The sequence below is a fragment of the Saccharopolyspora sp. NFXS83 genome, assembly GCF_026241095.1.
GTDB lineage: Bacteria > Actinomycetota > Actinomycetes > Mycobacteriales > Pseudonocardiaceae > Saccharopolyspora_C.
Map to the genome: position 1 here is coordinate 94,176 of NZ_JAPFGB010000018.1, position 16,709 is coordinate 110,884.

13 protein-coding genes are annotated in these 16,709 nt (G+C 71.8%); 10 read left to right on the forward strand and 3 right to left on the reverse strand.

The annotated features are described in order from the left end of the window. The first annotated feature begins 57 nt into the window (after positions 1-57). Positions 58-2,385 (forward strand): DNA polymerase III subunit gamma and tau, encoded by a 2,328-nt coding sequence (locus tag OOZ19_RS20130; protein WP_266091670.1) that lies wholly within the window; start codon positions 58-60, stop codon positions 2,383-2,385. A 381-nt stretch (positions 2,386-2,766) separates the two neighbouring features. On the opposite strand, the gene OOZ19_RS20135 is transcribed toward OOZ19_RS20130, so the two are convergent. Beyond that, positions 2,767-4,578, reverse strand: a complete 1,812-nt coding sequence (locus OOZ19_RS20135) for an alpha/beta hydrolase family protein (protein ID WP_266091671.1) — start codon at positions 4,576-4,578, stop codon at positions 2,767-2,769. Between the two features lie 586 nt (positions 4,579-5,164). Between OOZ19_RS20135 and OOZ19_RS20140 the strand changes: the two genes are divergently transcribed. From OOZ19_RS20140 to OOZ19_RS20175, 8 genes are all read left to right on the forward strand, one after another. Then, a complete protein-coding gene (locus OOZ19_RS20140; protein WP_266091715.1) occupies positions 5,165-5,512 on the forward strand; it encodes a YbaB/EbfC family nucleoid-associated protein in 348 nt (115 codons plus the stop codon). Between the two features lie 13 nt (positions 5,513-5,525). After that, entirely contained in the window at positions 5,526-6,122 is a 597-nt protein-coding gene (gene recR, locus OOZ19_RS20145; RefSeq protein WP_266091672.1) for a recombination mediator RecR, read from the forward strand. 67 nt (positions 6,123-6,189) lie between these two features. After that, positions 6,190-6,792: a uridine kinase family protein gene (locus OOZ19_RS20150; RefSeq protein ID WP_266091673.1), complete on the forward strand. Its 603-nt coding sequence runs from the start codon at positions 6,190-6,192 to the stop codon at positions 6,790-6,792. Between the two features lie 357 nt (positions 6,793-7,149). After that, the gene (locus OOZ19_RS20155; RefSeq protein ID WP_266091674.1) at positions 7,150-8,838 is read left to right on the forward strand and encodes an ABC transporter substrate-binding protein; all 1,689 of its coding nucleotides are present in this window, start codon (positions 7,150-7,152) and stop codon (positions 8,836-8,838) included. A gap of 102 nt (positions 8,839-8,940) precedes the next feature. Next, positions 8,941-9,951: an ABC transporter permease gene (locus OOZ19_RS20160; protein ID WP_266091675.1), complete on the forward strand. Its 1,011-nt coding sequence runs from the start codon at positions 8,941-8,943 to the stop codon at positions 9,949-9,951. Between the two features lie 2 nt (positions 9,952-9,953). Further along, positions 9,954-10,886, forward strand: coding sequence for an ABC transporter permease (locus OOZ19_RS20165; protein WP_266091676.1), 933 nt, complete (start codon positions 9,954-9,956; stop codon positions 10,884-10,886). 34 nt (positions 10,887-10,920) lie between these two features. Next, positions 10,921-11,919: an ABC transporter ATP-binding protein gene (locus tag OOZ19_RS20170; RefSeq protein WP_266091677.1), complete on the forward strand. Its 999-nt coding sequence runs from the start codon at positions 10,921-10,923 to the stop codon at positions 11,917-11,919. Continuing rightward, on the forward strand, positions 11,916-13,010 hold the full coding sequence (locus OOZ19_RS20175) for an ABC transporter ATP-binding protein (RefSeq protein ID WP_266091678.1): 1,095 nt from the start codon (positions 11,916-11,918) through the stop codon (positions 13,008-13,010). The genes OOZ19_RS20170 and OOZ19_RS20175 overlap by 4 nt, the downstream gene beginning before the upstream one ends. Positions 13,011-13,036: 26 nt before the next feature. On the opposite strand, the gene OOZ19_RS20180 is transcribed toward OOZ19_RS20175, so the two are convergent. Then, entirely contained in the window at positions 13,037-13,966 is a 930-nt protein-coding gene (locus tag OOZ19_RS20180) for an EamA family transporter (protein WP_266091679.1), read from the reverse strand. 72 nt (positions 13,967-14,038) lie between these two features. Here OOZ19_RS20180 and OOZ19_RS20185 point away from each other — a divergent pair, with 72 nt between their 5' ends. Beyond that, positions 14,039-14,935, forward strand: coding sequence for a LysR family transcriptional regulator (locus tag OOZ19_RS20185; protein WP_266091680.1), 897 nt, complete (start codon positions 14,039-14,041; stop codon positions 14,933-14,935). A 172-nt stretch (positions 14,936-15,107) separates the two neighbouring features. On the opposite strand, the gene OOZ19_RS20190 is transcribed toward OOZ19_RS20185, so the two are convergent. Next, positions 15,108-16,709, reverse strand: coding sequence for a hypothetical protein (locus OOZ19_RS20190; protein WP_266091681.1), 1,602 nt, complete (start codon positions 16,707-16,709; stop codon positions 15,108-15,110).

Below are 16,709 nucleotides of genomic sequence, written 5' to 3' on the forward strand. Positions count from 1 at the left end.
CCCGATCCGGGGCCGCCCCGATCCGGGCTGTCGGTGCCACCGCGTAGGGTCTCGACCGTGGCGCTCGCCCTCTACCGCAAGTACCGTCCGGCGACCTTCGCAGAGGTCGTCGGCCAAGAGCACGTCACCGAACCGCTGCGCACCGCGCTGTCGGCGCAGCGCATCAACCACGCGTACCTGTTCTCCGGGCCGCGCGGCTGCGGCAAGACCTCGTCCGCGCGCATCCTCGCCCGGTCGCTGAACTGCGCCCAGGGCCCGACCCCGGACCCGTGCGGCGAGTGCGACTCGTGCGTGGCGCTGGCCCCGGAAGGTTCCGGCAGCGTCGACGTCGTCGAACTCGACGCAGCCAGCCACGGTGGCGTGGACGACACCCGCGAACTGCGCGATCGGGCGTTCTTCGCGCCCGCCCAGTCGCGGTACCGGATCTTCATCATCGACGAGGCCCACATGGTCACCACGCAGGGCTTCAACGCCCTGCTGAAGATCGTCGAAGAGCCTCCCGAACACCTCATCTTCGTGTTCGCCACCACCGAACCGGACAAGGTGCTCACCACCATCCGGTCCCGGACGCACCACTACCCGTTCCGGCTGATGCCGCCCGGCGTCATGCGCGATCTGCTCGAACGCATCTGCGGCGACGAAGGCGTGCAGGTCGAACCGGCCGTGTACCCGCTGGTGATCCGCGCGGGCGGCGGCTCGGCGCGCGACACGCTCAGCGTGCTCGACCAGCTGCTCGCCGGGGCCGGGGACGACGGCGTCACCTACGAGCGGGCCGTGGCGCTGCTCGGCGTCACCGACGTGGCGCTGATCGACGACATGGTCGACGCGCTCGCCGCCGGGGACGGCGGCTCGGTGTACGGCACCGTGGACAAGCTCGTCGAAGCCGGGCACGACCCGCGCCGCTTCGCCGCCGACCTGCTCGACCGGCTCCGCGACCTCGTGCTGCTGCACGCCGTGCCCGACGCGGGCACCCGCGGGCTCATCGACACGGCGGGCGACGAGCTCACCAAGATGCAGACCCAGACCGAGCAGCTCGGCGCGGCCACGCTGTCCCGGTACGCGGAGATCGTGCACACCGGGCTGCAGGACATGCGCGGGGCGACCGCGCCTCGGCTGCTGCTGGAACTGCTGTGCGCTCGGATGATGCTGCCCGCCGTGTCCGAGTCGGAAAGCGCGCTGCTGCAACGCATCGAGCAGGTCGAGCGGCGGATGACGTTGGCGCCCCCGGCGAGCGCTCCCGCCGAAGCCGGCGCGGCTCCCGCCGCGGGAGCTCCCGCCGGCGCTGCTCCGGTCGCGGAGGCGGCTCCGGCAGGCGGTCGGCGGGTGTTCCAGCGGCCCAGCGACCGGCAGGCGCCCGGCGGCTCCGACGGCGCGGACCGGCAGGCGCCGACCGCCGCGCCGAAGGCCGCGAGCGAACCCGCCACCGAGCAGCCCGCCGCCGAGCAGCGGTCCGTGAACGAGCAGCGCGTCCCGGAGAACGAGCAGCCGGTCGCGCAGCAGCAGCCCGCCGCGACCGCTGAGCAGCCCGCCGCTCAGGTGCCTGCGGAGCGACCGGGCCCGAGTGCTCCCGCCGCGTCGCAGGAACCGGCTCGTCCCGCTCCCGCTCCTGCGCCCCCGCAGGCCGAACCGACCGGGCCCGCCGTCGCCGAACCGGGCGCCGCGCACTCCGCCGGTTTCGGCGCCGCCGACGTGCGCCGGGTGTGGACGGACCTGCTGCGGGCCGTGGCGCAGCGCAACCGGCCGACGCAGGCACTGCTGCTCAACGCCACGGTGCACGACTACGTCGACGGCGCGCTGGTGCTGACGATGCCCACCTCCGGATTGGTGAAGCAGTTCGCGCAGCAGCGCCGCATCGACTTCGTGCGCGAAGCGATGAGCGACGTGCTCGGCGCCGGGCCGGATTACGAGGTGCGGTGCGTCGAAGCCGGGTCCGCACCGGCCCCGCAGCGCCCCGCCGGTGCCGCCGGGGCGGGCTCAGCCGGGAACGGTGCGAAGAAGGATCCGCCCCAGCCCGCCGCTCCGCCGACCTACAGCCGCCCGAGCGCTGCTCGGCAAGCGCAGGCGCAGCAGCCCGCGCCGGACTCCGGCAACGGTGGCCAGCGCAAACCCGCCCCGGAGCGGCCCGCGCGGCCGTCCGGTGCCAACGGCCGGGCGCGGTCGTCCTCCGACGACATCCCGCCGCCTCCGGAGCCGCCGCCGGACGACGAGCCACCGCCGGAAGACGCCCTCCCGCCCGCGCCGCCGCCGGACGACGAGGACGAGGAAGCCATGATCGCGGGCTCCTCCCCGGCCTCGGAGGCCGACGCGGCCCCGCGCCGCGATCGCGAGGAAGAGGCCGTCGAGCTCTTCGCCGCCGAACTCGGCGCTCGCAAGATCGAAGACTGAACCGGCGCACCCGCAGCAGCAAGAAGAACGGCGCACGCCCCGCCCGGGACGTGCGCCGTTCCTCGTGCGCGGTGCCGCCGCTCCCGAGCACACCGCCGCCGTGGTCCGCGATCCGAGTGAACGGCCCGTTCGTCCAACGGGTTTGGGCGAACGGGCCGTTCACTCCCGAACCGACGTGCCTCCACCGCGATCGGCGCTCCGGCACGGCTCCAAAGCCGACGGAGTGAACGGCCCGTTCGTCCAACGGGTTTGGGCGAACGGTCCGTTCACTCACATCGGCGTGTGCTCGGGAAGGTGCGGCCGTGTGCTCCGGGCAGGGTGAACGGCCCGTTCGTCCAACGGGATTGGACGGACGGGCCGTTCACTCCGGGGCTGCGGTGGTCAGAGGAGGTGGCGGGTGAGGAACGCCAGGGCGCGGGGGTAGGCGTCCAAGCGGTTGGAGCGCTTCGCCAAGCCGTGGCCCTCGTCGTCGAACACGAGCAGCTCGCACTCGACGCCGTTGCGGCGCACCGCCTCCGCGAGCTGCTCCGCCTCCGACAGCGGGACCCGCGGATCGTTCGCCCCGTGGATCACGAACAGCGGCGCGGAGATCTCGTCCACGTGCGTCAGCGGCGACGCCTCCCGCAGGAACTCGGCGTCGTCGGCCAGCGACCCGTACTCCCGCTCCCGGTGCGCCCGGCGGTACGGCGAGGTGTTCTCCAGGAACGTCACCAGCGACGAGATGCCCACGATGTCGACCCCGGCGGCCCACCGCTGCGGCTGGAACGCCAAGCCCGCCAGCACCATGTACCCGCCGTACGACCCGCCCCACAACGCCGACCGGGCCGGGTCGAGGCCGAGCTGCGGGAGCCACTCGTGCAACGCCGCCAAGTCCTGCACCGAGTCCAGCCGCTTGCGCCCGTCGTCGGCGCTGTACCAGCTCTTGCCGTAGCCGGTGGAGCCGCGCACGTTCGGCACCAGCACGGTGTGCCCCTGCGCGGCGAGTCCTTGCACGACGGGGTTGAACGTGCGCACCGATTGGCCTTCCGGCCCGCCGTGGATCATCAGCACGGAGGAGCCGGTGGGCTCGGCTGGTTCGTAGACGAAGCAGGGCACCCCGGCGCCGTCGGTGCCGGGAACCCGGTGCGCGGTCGGCGTCGCGAGCCGTTCACCGGCGAGCGCGGCTGCCGAGTCGGTCATCGTGATCGGCGCCTCCTGCTCGACGTCGACGACCAGCACGTCGCCGGGCACCTCCGGCGAGCTGAACGAGAGGGCGATGAGCCGCGAATCCGGCGACCACACCGGTGCCGGCAGCGGGAACGAACACCACCCGTCTCCGGGCAGCGGAACCGAGCGGCGCAGCGCCCCGGTCCGCGCGTCGTGCAGCGCGAGGCGCGCGGCGCCGTCGTCGTTGGTCTGCACCAGCAGCGTGCGCCCGTCCGGGGACAACCAGCCCAGCAGGTCGTGCTCCTCGGAGGTCACCAGCCACGTGCGCTCCCCGGTGCGCGCGTCGAGGCGGGCGACACCGGTGCGGTCCCGGTCGGCGTTGGTGCTCACGATCAGCCCGGAGTCGTCGGGCAGCCAGCGGATGTGGGTGCTGCGGGTGTGCTCACCGAGGCCGGTGAGCGCCCGGAACCGTTCGTCGGCGGTGGCGGGCATCGTGTCGACCAGCAGGATCCGGTCGGACATCGGCTGCGCACCGGGCAGCGTCAGCGCCAGGTAGTGGCTGTCGGGGGAGGCGACGACCTCCTGCACCATGCCGCCGCCGTCGTAGACGACGATTTCCTCGCCGGTGACGGCGCTGCGGATGACGACGTCGAAGTCGACTCCGTTGCGCCGGTTCGTGGAGTACACGAGCCTGCCGGGCAGCACGTCGAGCAGCCGGTGCACGTACCTCGGGTCGCGGACCAGCGGCTGGAGGTCGCCGAGTTCGGCGGGCCGGGTGCGGCGGCGGTCCAGGCGCATCAGGGAGAGCTGGCCGCGTTCGTTGCCGCCGGTGTCGTGCTGGATGATCGCCGCTCGCTCACCGGGCAGGTAGCGGCCGGTGACGGCGCCGGACAGGGCGGTGAGCGCCGTCACGCGACCGTTCGGGGACAGCTCCACGAGCTGGGTTGAGCCCGATTCGTCGGATCCGGCGAGCACTCGTCCCGCCTCGTCCACGTCGAACGCCCGCCAGCTCGCCAGTTCCAGCAACCGCACCATGTCCACCGCCATGCGCTCACCTTGTCACGCACGCCCGCCGCGGTGATCGACCGGTAGGTGATGATCAACACCTTGATCGTCGCGGTGGTCGGGGGCGTCCCGGCATTCCGATGGCCGATCCCGGCGCGCCGCGGAACCGGCAGCGCACGGCACCGCGAGTGAACGGACCGTTCGTCCGATCCCGTGGGACGAACGGTCCGTTCGCCCCGTCCGCTTCGAGCGGGGCGGGAGGTGCCGTTTGCCGGGAGCGCGCGGCCGGTTCCGGGTGAGCGGACCGTTCGTCCGATCCGGTTGGTCGAACGGTCCGTTCACCCCATCCCGGGGCGCGGCGCGGCGGTGGTGCGTTGAGCGAGCGGACCGTTCGTCCGATCCCGTTGGGCGAACGGTCCGTTCACTCCGGTCGGGGTCGGTGTGCGGCGGCGGGGGACATGCTGGGTGGTTGCGCCGGGTGGCGGCGGGGCACGACTACCCTGGTGGTGTGCCCGGTTCGGGCACGTGCCCACGCTGGGTTCGGACCGGTCGCGCGACCGGAACGCCGGGTGCGAACGCCCCGCGGCGAACTCCAGCGGTGACCAAGAACAGCTCTGGGAGGACCACGGTGCAACCGGGTGGCCAGCCGAACATGCAGCAGATCATGGAACAGGCGCAGCAGATGCAGCAGCAGCTGATGACCGCGCAGCAGGAACTCGCCGACGCGGAGGCCACCGGCACCGCGGGCGGCGGCCTGGTGACGGCGGTGGTCAGCGGCACGGGCGAGCTGAAGTCGGTCAACATCGACCCGAAGGCCGCCGACCCCGAGGACACCGAGACCCTCTCGGACCTGGTGGTGGCCGCGGTGCGCGACGCGAACCGCGCGGCGCAGGAGCTGCAAGCCGAGAAGATGGGCCCGGTGACCGGCGCGCTGGGCGGTCAGGGACTGGGCGGCCTCGGCCTGCCCGGCATGTGACGGAGCGTCCACAGTGTACGAAGGTCCGGTCCAGGACTTGATTGACGAGCTGGGCAGGCTGCCCGGCATCGGTCCGAAGAGCGCCCAGCGCCTCGCCTTCCACCTGCTGGCGGCGGAACCGGCGGACGTGACCCGGCTGCAGGAGGTGCTGCAGAAGGTCAAGGAAGGCGTGATGTTCTGCGAGGTCTGCGGCAACGTCTCCGAGCACGAGAAGTGCCGGATCTGCCAGGACGCGCGCCGCGACGTGTCGGTGGTGTGCGTGGTGGAGGAGCCCAAGGACGTGCTCGCGGTGGAGCGCACCCGCGAGTTCAAGGGCCGCTACCACGTGCTCGGCGGGGCGCTGGATCCGTTGTCGGGAATCGGGCCGGACCAGCTTCGGGTGCGGCAGCTGCTGACGCGCATCGGCACCGACGAGATCACCGAGGTGATCATCGCGACGGACCCGAACACCGAGGGGGAGGCCACGGCGACGTACCTGGTGCGGATGCTGCGGGACTTCCCCGGTTTGAACGTGACGCGACTGGCTTCCGGGCTCCCGATGGGCGGTGACCTGGAGTTCGCGGACGAGCTGACGCTGGGTCGCGCCCTGTCGGGGCGTCGCTCGATGTGAGCCCGCGTGGGCGGGACGTGCGCCCGCCCACGCGGTGCTCGCCGCCTGGCGATGAGCGGTGCGCGTGATGAGCGATTTCCGGTCGGCCGTCGCTGCGGCGGCCGAGCACGTCCGCGCTGCTCCGGCTCGGCTCGGCGGGGTGCGGTTCGTGGCCGTGGACGGGCCGTCGGGTTCCGGCAAGTCCACGTTCGCCGATCTGCTGATCTCCCGCTTGTCCGCCCCGAGGGCGCCCGGTGATGCGGATCCCGGTCCGGTGCGGCTGATCCGCACCGATGACTTCGCCACGTGGGACGAGCCCGTCGAGTGGTGGCCCCGGTTGCGCGACGGCGTGCTCGAACCGCTGCGGGCGGGTCGCGCCGGGAGCTACCGGCGCACGGAGTGGCCGGGCGGGCGGCCGGTGCTCGGGGCTCGCGTCGACGTGGCGGTGCCGCGGATCCTGGTGCTGGAAGGGGTTTCCGCCGCTCGCGCGGCAGCCGCGCCTGATCTGTCCACCGCGGTCTGGGTGGAGGTGGCGGAGTCGCTGCGGTTGGAGCGCGCCGTGGCCCGCGATGGTGAAGGCTCCCGTCGCGAACTGCGCCGCTGGCAGCACTTCGAGCGGGAGTGGTTCGCCGCGGACCGCACCCGAGCCCGCGCCGACGTCCGCGCTCGCCCGGACGGGCCGCTCGACTGATCTCCGCGCCGGGCGCAATTCGATCTTCGCCGGTGATCGTTCTCGGATTCTCGTCGTTCCGCGCGGTTCAGGTGAACGGTCCACATTCGTTGCGCCGTCCGGGTTAATTGATCGTCCTCGGATCATCTTTCGGGAGCATCGCGGATCATTCGAGGTCAGCGGACGTGCGCGGCCCGAAAGAGCGCCCCGCGTCGAATGCGGTGACCGGATTCCCAGTATTTCGGGAAGTCGCGGGAAAAAGAAGTGCGCAAAGTCCGCTCGAGTAGCGAGATCGTAACCTCAACTACTCCAAAGGGGCGGCGAAGCGGACTACTGTTCTCGGCAATGTGAGACTTGAGACACATCGAGGTGCTTTAGATGAGAGCTCCGTCGAGGCCGCTCCGCTCGACCGGTGTCCGGCGTCGGGCCGCCGTCGTGGGGATCACCTGCGCATTAGCGGTCGCAGCGGCAGGATGTGCCGAATCGCAGCGCGGCGAAGGCGGTGGTGAGGGCGGCAGCCTCACCTTCGGCGCAGCCGGCGCCCCGGACCTCTTCGACCCGTTCTACGCGTCCGACGGGGAGACGTTCCGGGTGACCCGCCAGATCATGGAGGGACTCGTCGGGTTCAAGGAAGGCACCGCGGACGTCGAACCCGAACTCGCCGAGCGCTGGGAGCACAGCCCCGACGGCAAGACCTGGACGTTCCACCTGCGCCAAGGCGTGAAGTTCCACGACGGCACCGACTTCAACGGCGAGGCCGTCTGCAAGAACTTCGAGCGCTGGTACGACCAGACCGGCGCGGGCCAGAACAACGCGCTGTCGTACTACTGGATCGAGAACTTCGGCGGCTTCGCCGACGGCGCCAAGCCCTCGCTGTACGCGTCGTGCGACTCCCCGGACGCGGCCACCGCCGCGGTGCACCTGACGCGCGCGACCTCGAAGTTCCCCGACCTGCTGGGACTTCCGTCGTTCAGCATGCAGTCCCCGGCCGCGATGGAGCAGTACAAGGCCAACGACGTGCGGGCCGTGGGCGACAGCTTCGCCTACCCCGAGTACGCCAGTGCGCACCCGACGGGCACCGGGCCGTTCAAGTTCGCCTCCTACGACTCGGGCAACGCCGCGATCCGGTTGGAGCGCAACGACGAGTACTGGGGCGAGAAGGCCAAGCTCAACGACCTCACGTTCCGGATCATCCCGGACGAGACGACGCGCAAGCAGGAACTCGAATCCGGCGGCATCGACGCCTACGACTTCCCCAACGCCGCCGACCTGAAGGCGTTGCGCGAGGCGGGCAACAAGGTCGAGGTCCGCGACCCGTTCAACATCATGTACCTGGGCATCACGCAGAAGAACAACCCCGCGCTGCGGGACCTGCGGGTCCGCCAGGCGCTGGCGCACGCGGTGGACCGGGAGAACCTGGTCAAGGCGAACCTGCCGGAAGGCGCCGAGGTCGCGAAGGCGTTCTACCCGGACACCGTCGACGGCTACGCCGACGACGTGCAGCAGTACCCGCACGACCCAGCGCGCGCCAAGCAGCTGCTGGCCGAGGCCGGGGCAACGGGGCTGACGCTGAACTTCTACTGGCCCGCCGAGGTCACCCGGCCGTACATGCCGGACCCGCAGGGCATCTTCAACGCGCTCGCCGAGGACCTCCGCGAAGCCGGGATCACGGTGAACGCGGTGAGCAAGCCGTGGAACGGCGGCTACATCGACGACGTGGACAACGCCCGCGCCGACGTGTTCCTGCTCGGCTGGACCGGCGACTACAACACGCCGGACAACTTCATCGGCACGTTCTTCGGCACCCCGGACAACCGCTTCTACACCGCGGCGTCCCCGTGGGGCGAGCAGCTCGCGACGGAGCTGCGGACCGCCGACGCCGAACCCGACGACGCGCGCCGCGACGCGCTCTACCAGGAGGTCAACCGCAAGCTGCTCAGCGATTACCTGCCCGCCGTGCCGCTGTCCCACTCGCCGCCGGCGATCGTGGTCAGCGAGCGGGTGCAGGGCCTGGTCCCGTCGCCGCTGACCGCTGAGGAGTTCGCCGGGGTCAGCGTCACCGGTTGACCAGGTGGGGCCGGGCGCGCACCCGCCCGCAGGTGACCGAGCAGGTCCCGCGGTCGCGTCCGGCCCCCGCTCCGCAGTTCACGACCGCTCAACGGGGGACGCTTGCTCCGCTACACGATTCGACGACTGGCGCAGCTGGTGCTCGTCGTCTTCGTCCTGTCCATGTTGTTGTTCGGCTGGTTGCGCATGCTGCCCGGCGGGCCCGTCTCGGCGCTGCTCGGCGACCGGGCCACCCCGGAAGCCCGCGCCCAGCTGGAATCGCAGCTGGGCCTGGACCAGCCGATCTGGGTGCAGTACGGGAAGTTCCTGCTGCGCGCGCTCACCGGTGACTTCGGCACCTCCACCGGGGTGGAGCGGGGAGCGCCCGCGCTGGAGGTCTTCCTGGTCCGGTTCCCCGCCACCATCGAGCTCTCGCTGTTCGCGCTGCTGCTGGCCGTGGCCGTGGGCATTCCGCTCGGCTACCTCGCCGCGCGCCGCCGCGGCGGCTGGTGGGACAACATCAGCATCACCTGGTCGCTGGTCGGTGTCGCGGTGCCGGTGTTCTTCCTGGCGTTCCTGCTGAAGTTCGTGTTCGCCGTGCAGCTGGGCGTGCTGCCCGCGTCGGGCAGGCAGGACACCGGGATCCAAGCCACCCACGTCACCGGCTTCTACATCCTCGACGGGCTGCTGACCCGCGAGTGGGACGCGTCGTGGAACGCGTTCGTGCACCTGGTCCTGCCCGCGATCGCGCTGTCCACCATCCCGTTCGCGGTGATCTTCCGGATCACCAGGGCGGCGGTGCTCGACGTGCTCGACGAGGACTACGTGCGCACCGCCCGCGCGAAGGGCCTCAGCGCCATGGTGATCCGCGGCAGGCACGTGCTGCACAACGCGATGCTCCCGGTGGTCACCACCATCGGCCTGCAGACCGGTGCGCTGCTGGCGGGCGCGGTGCTGACCGAGCGGGTGTTCAACATCGCGGGCATCGGCCAAGCCGTCGCCGTCGGCTTCGAACGCAAGGACTTCCCGGTGCTGCAAGTGGTGATCCTCGCAGCGGCGATGGTGTACGTGCTGGTCAACCTGCTCGTCGACCTCTCGTACGCGCTGATCGACCCCAGATTGCGGGCGAGGTGACCATGACGACCCCCACCACGCGCAAGACGCGCATCGACGAGCTCGCCGAATCGGCACCCGACGTCGGGGTGAGCCTGGTCGCCTCCGCGTGGCGGCGGGTGCGGCGCAGCCCGGTGTTCCTCGTCGGGGCCACGATCATCGGCCTGTTCGTGCTGCTGGCCCTGCTGGCGCCGCTGCTGGCGCCGCACGACCCGGGACTGCACCTGCTGGAGAACCAGGTGTCGCGCGCGGACAACACGATTCCGCCCGCGCAGCCCGGACATCCGCTCGGCGGTGACCAGTACGGCCGGGACCTGTTCTCCCGGTTGCTGCTCGGTTCGCAGCAGACGTTGCTGGTGGCGCTGCTGGCCACGGTGATCGGGCTCGGCGGCGGGCTGGTGCTCGGTCTGCTGGCGGGCGCGTTCGGCGGCTGGGTGGACTCGCTGGTGATGCGCGTCGTGGACGTGCTGCTGTCGGTGCCGTCGCTGCTGCTGGCGGTGTCCATCGGGGCGTTGTTCGCGCAGCAGAGCCAGTTCACGGTGATCCTGGCCGTGGCGATCGTGCAGGTGCCGATCTTCGGCAGGTTGCTGCGCGGCACGATGCTCGCGCAGCGCGCCAGCGATCACGTGCTCGCCGCGCGGGCGCTGGGCGTGCGGGAGAGCGCCATCGTGTTCCGGCACATGCTGCCCAACGCGCTCGGACCGGTGGTCGTGCAGGCCACGCTGGTGCTGGCGGTGGCGATCATCGACGCCGCCGCGCTGTCGTTCCTGGGGCTCGGCGCGGCCGACGACTCGGTTCCCGAGTGGGGCCAGATGCTGGGCGGTGCGCAGGACGTCATCGACTCGCATCCGCAGCTGGCGTTCTGGCCCGCGGGCTGCATCATCCTCGTCGCCCTGGGGTTCACCCTGGTCGGCGAGTCGTTGCGGGACGCCCTGGACCCGAAGCGGCGACGCTGATCGCCGTCACCTTCCCCGTGTGAGGACCTCGGATATGGCATTGCTGGAAGTCCGCGACCTGTCGGTGGTGTTCGCGCGCCGAGGTGAGCCGCCGATGACGGCGGTCGACGGCATCTCCTTCGACGTCGAACCGGGCCGCACCGTCGGCCTGGTCGGGGAGTCCGGGTGCGGAAAGTCCGTCACCTCGCTGGCGATCATGGGCCTGCTGCCGCAGCGCGGCGCGGAGGTGACCGGCTCGGTGCGGTTCGACGGGACGGACCTGCTGGCGCTCGGCAAGAAGGAGCTCGACCAGCGGCGCGGGCGGGACCTGAGCATGGTGTTCCAGGACCCGCTGAGCTCGCTGAACCCGGTGGTGCCCATCGGTTTGCAGGTCTCCGAGGTGATCGAGCGCCACCGGGGCCTCAGCCGCAAGCAGGCGATGCCGGAGGCGTCGGACCTGCTGCGCCGCGTGGGCATCCCGGACCCGACCCGGCGGCTCAAGGAGTACCCGCACCAGCTCTCCGGCGGCATGCGGCAGCGCGCGCTGATCGCGATGGCGCTGGCGTGCCGGCCGCGGCTGCTCATCGCCGACGAGCCGACGACCGCGTTGGACGTGACGATCCAGGCGCAGATCCTGAACCTGCTGGCGAAGCTCGTCGCCGACACCGGCACGGCACTGATCATGATCACGCACGACCTGGGCGTGGTGGCCGGGTTGTGCGACGAGGTCAACGTGCTCTACGCGGGGCGCGTCGTGGAACGCGCCACCCGCCACGAGCTGTTCTCCCGGCCGCGCCACCCCTACACCTCCGGGCTGCTGGCTTCGGTGCCCCGGCTGGATTCGCCGCGGGGCCAACGGCTTTCGCCGATCCGCGGCTCGGTGAGCGACAACATCCCGTGGGACACGGGCTGCGCGTTCTGCCCGCGCTGCCCGAACGCGCTGGAGATCTGCGAACAGGAACCGCCGGACGTGAGCATCGACGTGGGGGCGCGGTTGCTGCGCTGCCACAACCCGGTCCGGGAGAACGCCGTGAGCACTGCGGAGCTGTCATGACGAACGAACCCACTGGTAGCGACGCGGATCCCGAGGTGCTGGTCGAGGTCACCGACCTCGCCGTGCACTTCCCGATCAAGCGCGGCGTCGTGCTGGACCGCACCGTGGGCCACGTCTACGCCGTCGACGGGGTGTCGCTGAGCATCCGGCGCGGCGAGACCTACGGCCTGGTCGGGGAATCCGGCTGCGGGAAGTCCACTTTGGGCAGAGCGCTGCTGCGCCTGGAGCGGCCCACCGCGGGCAGCGTCGTGTTCGACGGAACCGACCTGTCGGGGATGAAGGGCGAACCGCTGCGCACGATGCGCCGCCGGATGCAGATGGTCTTCCAGGACCCGCTGTCCTCGCTGGATCCGCGGCAGTCCGTGGAGGCGCTGCTGGTGGAGGGGATGCGCGCGCACGGGCTCGACCGCGGTCGCGAGGCCACCGCGACCAGGCTCCGCGAGCTGCTCACCGCCGTCGGCCTGCCCGTCTCCGCGCTGCGCAAGTACCCGCACGAGTTCTCCGGCGGCCAGCGCCAGCGCATCGGCATCGCGCGGGCGCTCGCGGTGGGGCCGGACCTGATCGTCGCCGACGAACCGGTCTCGGCGCTCGACGTGTCCGTGCAGGCGCAGGTCGTCAACCTGCTCGAAGACCTGCAGGGGGAGTTCGGGCTCACCTACCTGGTCATCGCGCACGACCTCGCCGTCGTGCGGCACATCGCCGACCGGGTCGGCGTGATGTACCTCGGCGGGCTCGTGGAGGAGGCCACTTCGGACGACCTGTACGCCGAGCCGCTGCACCCGTACACCCGCGCGCTGCTGTCCGCGGTGCCCGTGCCGGACCCGGAAGTCGAGGACCACCGCGAGCAGATCCTGCTCTCCGGCGACCTGCCCTCGCCCGCGGCGCCACCGGCGGGCTGCCGGTTCCACACCCGCTGCCCGTGGAGCAGTCCGGACCGCTGCGGCACGGAACGCCCCGAGCTGCGCACCATCACCGGCGGCCACCGCGTCGCCTGCCACCACGCCGAAGCCATCCGGGACGGCCTGCTCCACCCCGCCACCGAGGAAACCCCCGACCTGAGCCCCCTCGGCACCGCACAACCGGCGACCTGACGCCGTTCATCCCGGAGCGGGTGCAGTCATGCGGGGCGTGCGGGTTCCGGGGCGGTGGTCCCCGTCGGCCGGAGGGGTGGTGGTGTCGATCGGGGCGGGAGGCTGCCCAGCAGGACTCCGGTGATGACGACCGCGCCCGCGAGGAGCTCGATCGGATGTGGCCGCTCGCCCAGGACGAGCCACGCCGAGGTGACTCCCACGACCGGCACCAGCAGCGAGAACGGGGCGACCGTGCTCGCCGGGTGCCGCGCCATCAACGTCGTCCAGATGCCCGAGCCGAGCACCGTCGCCAGCACCGCGGTGAACGCCAGCCCGCCCAGCGCGGCCCAGCCCGTGGCGGAGGTGACCGAGCCGGCGAGCGCGCGCCACCCGAGGCCCGGTCCCTCGACCAGCGCGGAGAGCGCGAACATCGGCAGCGGCGGCACGATCGACATCCACAGCGTCAGGCGCAGCGGGTCCGACGCCTTCGCCTGGCGGTTGCACAGGTTGCCGAACGCCCAGCCGAGCGCTCCGCACAGCGTGAGCACCACCGGTAGCAGCGCCGCCGCCTGCGCCCGGTGCCAGCCGATGACCGCCATGCCGAGCACGGCCACGACGATGCCGACGGCCTGCGCCGCGCGGATCCTCTCCCGCAGCAGGATCCCGCCCAGCAGCACCGTGAACGGAGCCGACGCCTGCAGCACCAGCGAGGCGAGCCCGGTCGGCATCCCGGATTCCAGCGCCAGGAACAGGAACGCGAACTGCAAGGTGCCGAAGCCGAACCCGTAGCCCAGCAGCCACCGCCATCGCACGTCGGGACGCGGTACGAGCAGCAGCGTCGGCACCGCGATCACCGCGAACCGCAGCCCGGCGAAGAACATCGGCGGGAACTGCCGGAGCGAGAAGTCGATGGCGATGAAGTTGATCCCCCACAGCACGGCTACGAACACGGCGAGGAGGCGGTCTCTGGCGTTCACGCTTGCGAGCGTGCTCGGGCCTTCTGTGAAGGACAAGCAATATTGTCTGCATCATCCATGTAGCTTTGCTGCATGGAAGTGCGGAGGTTGCGGTTGCTGCGCGAGCTGGCCGACCGGGGGACGGTGACCGCGGTCGCGAAGGCATTGGACTACACCCCGTCCGCCGTCTCCCAGCAGATCAGGGCGTTGCAGGCGGAGGCGGGCGTGCCGCTGACCGAACCCGCCGGGCGGGGGCTGCGGCTCACCGACGCGGGCTGGGCGTTGGTGACCAGGGCCGACGAGGTGCTCGCCGCGATGGACCGGATGGACGCGGAGCTCAACAGCTTCCGGTCCGCGCCGCGCGGCACGGTGCGGTTGGCGATGTTCCCGTCCGGTGCGCTGCTGGTGCTGCCCGGACTGCTGCGGCGGCTGGCGGCCGAGCCGCAGCTGCGCCTGGAGTTCCGCGACGTCGACATGACCTCGGCGGAGGTGCCGGCGCTGCTCGCGGACTTCGACGTGGTCGTGACCCACCGCGACGATCACGCGCCGCCGTTCGACGCGGCCCGCGCGGAGATCACCTCGCTCTACCGCGAACCGCTGGACGTGGCGCTGCCGCCGGGACACCGGTTGTCCGGGAACGCGCGGGTGGAGCTCACGGAGCTGGCGGGGGAGCCGTGGATCGGCGTCAACGTCGGGTTCCCGGTGGACGACGTGCTGCGTTCGCTCGCGGTGCGCACCGGGACGCGGCCGGAAGTGGTGCAGCGGGTCAACGACTTCCGCATCACCGAGGCGCTGGTGGCCGCCGGGCACGGCGTGGCCCTGCTGCCGCGCTACCTGGTGGACAACCCGAACCTGGTGATGCGCCCGCTCGCCGGGGTCCGCGCCGGTCGCAACATCGAGGCCCTCACCCGCCGAGGTGCCTCCGGGCGTCCCGCCGTGCACGCGGCCCTCGCCGCCCTCCGCGCCGAATCCACGGCCATCACCACCTGAACGGCTGGGGACGACTCGCGGGAGATCGTTCGCCGCCTTCCCGGCCATGAGTCGCGGATTTCGTGGTGCGCGCGGTTCAGCGACTCGGAGGTAGCAGTGGAGGTCCTTCGTGGACTCGACATGTTCGCGAAAGCGCGGGCGCTGATCCGCCCCTCCGAGCGTTTTGCGGCGGTCAGGGCGCGCCGTGGTCCTGGGCCCAGCGGGCGATGGCGGCGACGTCGCCGGCGTGCGCGGGGAGGGTGTCCCCGACGATGCTCACGACGGGGATGTGGCCGGGCCGCGCCACGTCCGCGCGCCGTGGCACGAACCCCTTCTCGTGCACCCCGGTGCTGCCCGGCCCCGGAGTGCCCTCCGCGAGGTGGCCGGTGGTGCGCGCGTACCGCGTCAGCACCTGCGGCGCCCGCAGGTCCCGGTCCACGCCGAACCACTGCTGGCTCAGCGGGAAGATGCCGGACAACGCGTCCCACCAGCCTTCCGCCGCCAGCAGCAGCTCCGGGTGCCGCTCCCGAAGCTCCTCGGCGAGCCGCCGGTAGCCGTCCACGAGCTCGTACCGCGGATCGTTGAACCAGTAGCCGACGGTGTCGAAGAACGCCGCGTCCACGCCGAACTCCCGCACGATCGCGGACACGGAATCGACCAGGTGCGCCCGGAATCCCGGCTCGCCGGGGTTGAGGAAGACCTGATCGCCCTCGCCGGTGCGGTCCCCGTCCCAGTCGGGCCGGTTGAGCAGTTCCACGTAGCGCCCGGTGTCGTTCTGGAACACCGAGCTCCGCCAGTCCGCGTACTGCGCGACGTTGGCCCCGTGCCCGCCGAACATCGGCATCAGCCGCACCCCGAGCGCGCGGGCGGCGTCGGTGAGCTCGCGGAACCCCTGCGTCCCCCCGAGTTCCGCGCCGGGCCGGTAGCGCGGGTAGTCGTGGTAGTAGCGGCCTTCCCAGCCGGGCAGGTACGCCAGCACCCGGTGCGGCTCGATGTGCCCGGTGACGAAGCGCAGCGCTTCGGCCATGGCGGGGAAGGTGTTGAACACGTGCCCCGTCCAGTGCTGGCCGTGCAGCGTGACGACCAGCGCGACGTCCCGCAGCCAGTCCGGCACGTCGCGGCGCCGCTCCCACGGTTGCACCCGGTGCGCCCGTTCCACGAAGGACAGGTGTTCGTCGAGGTCGCCGTCGGGTGCGGACGCGTTGCGGCGCAGCAGGATCGGCGGCACCTGGTACTGGGAGGTCCGCGCGGAGGCGGCGGGCACGTGCACCAGCTCGACGATCCGGCCGGGCGCGTAGGCGGGCCGGTGCACGTGCAGGATCTGCCGCCGCACCAGCGGATCCCGCACGCTGAGCGTGAGGTCGCCGCTCGCCGCCCAGGGGGTCGCCCAGTCCGGGCCGGGGTATTCGAGCTGGAAGCGCCGGCCGTCGATGCCGTGCTCCTGCCCGCGCGCGGTGTTCGCCGCCCACCACGTCCGCTCGGGAAGTCCGGTGAGCAGGAGCTTCACCGCCTTCACCGGTTCCGGGTGCCGGACGGAGATGGACCATTCGACGCGGTCGCCGCGCCGGTGCACGTCGACGTCGGCACCGCCTTCGGCGGTGCGCTGCTGGCCGAGCAGCGCGAGCCGGTCGCAGCGCAGGTGCCCGTCGTGGAACCGGGTGCTCGCGGGGTCGAGGCCGTGACCGTTGTCTGTGGTGAAGATCTGCACGGCCCACCGGACGTCACCGGTTTCGCCGGGCAGCGGGAAGTACGGGTCTCGGGGGTCGAAGCTCAGGTCCGCGTCGATCAGGGCCAT

Excerpts from the sequence above, each read along its gene's own strand:
- OOZ19_RS20175 (WP_266091678.1), top strand. The coding sequence starts at position 11,916 with ATGACGAACGAACCCACTGGTAGCGACGCGGATCCCGAGGTGCTGGTC.
- OOZ19_RS20170 (WP_266091677.1), top strand. The coding sequence starts at position 10,921 with ATGGCATTGCTGGAAGTCCGCGACCTGTCGGTGGTGTTCGCGCGCCGA.
- OOZ19_RS20165 (WP_266091676.1), top strand. The coding sequence starts at position 9,954 with ATGACGACCCCCACCACGCGCAAGACGCGCATCGACGAGCTCGCCGAA.
- OOZ19_RS20155 (WP_266091674.1), top strand. The coding sequence starts at position 7,150 with ATGAGAGCTCCGTCGAGGCCGCTCCGCTCGACCGGTGTCCGGCGTCGG.
- OOZ19_RS20150 (WP_266091673.1), top strand. The coding sequence starts at position 6,190 with ATGAGCGATTTCCGGTCGGCCGTCGCTGCGGCGGCCGAGCACGTCCGC.
- OOZ19_RS20135 (WP_266091671.1), bottom strand. The coding sequence starts at position 4,578 with ATGGCGGTGGACATGGTGCGGTTGCTGGAACTGGCGAGCTGGCGGGCG.
- OOZ19_RS20185 (WP_266091680.1), top strand. The coding sequence starts at position 14,039 with ATGGAAGTGCGGAGGTTGCGGTTGCTGCGCGAGCTGGCCGACCGGGGG.
- OOZ19_RS20190 (WP_266091681.1), bottom strand. The coding sequence starts at position 16,709 with ATGGCCCTGATCGACGCGGACCTGAGCTTCGACCCCCGAGACCCGTAC.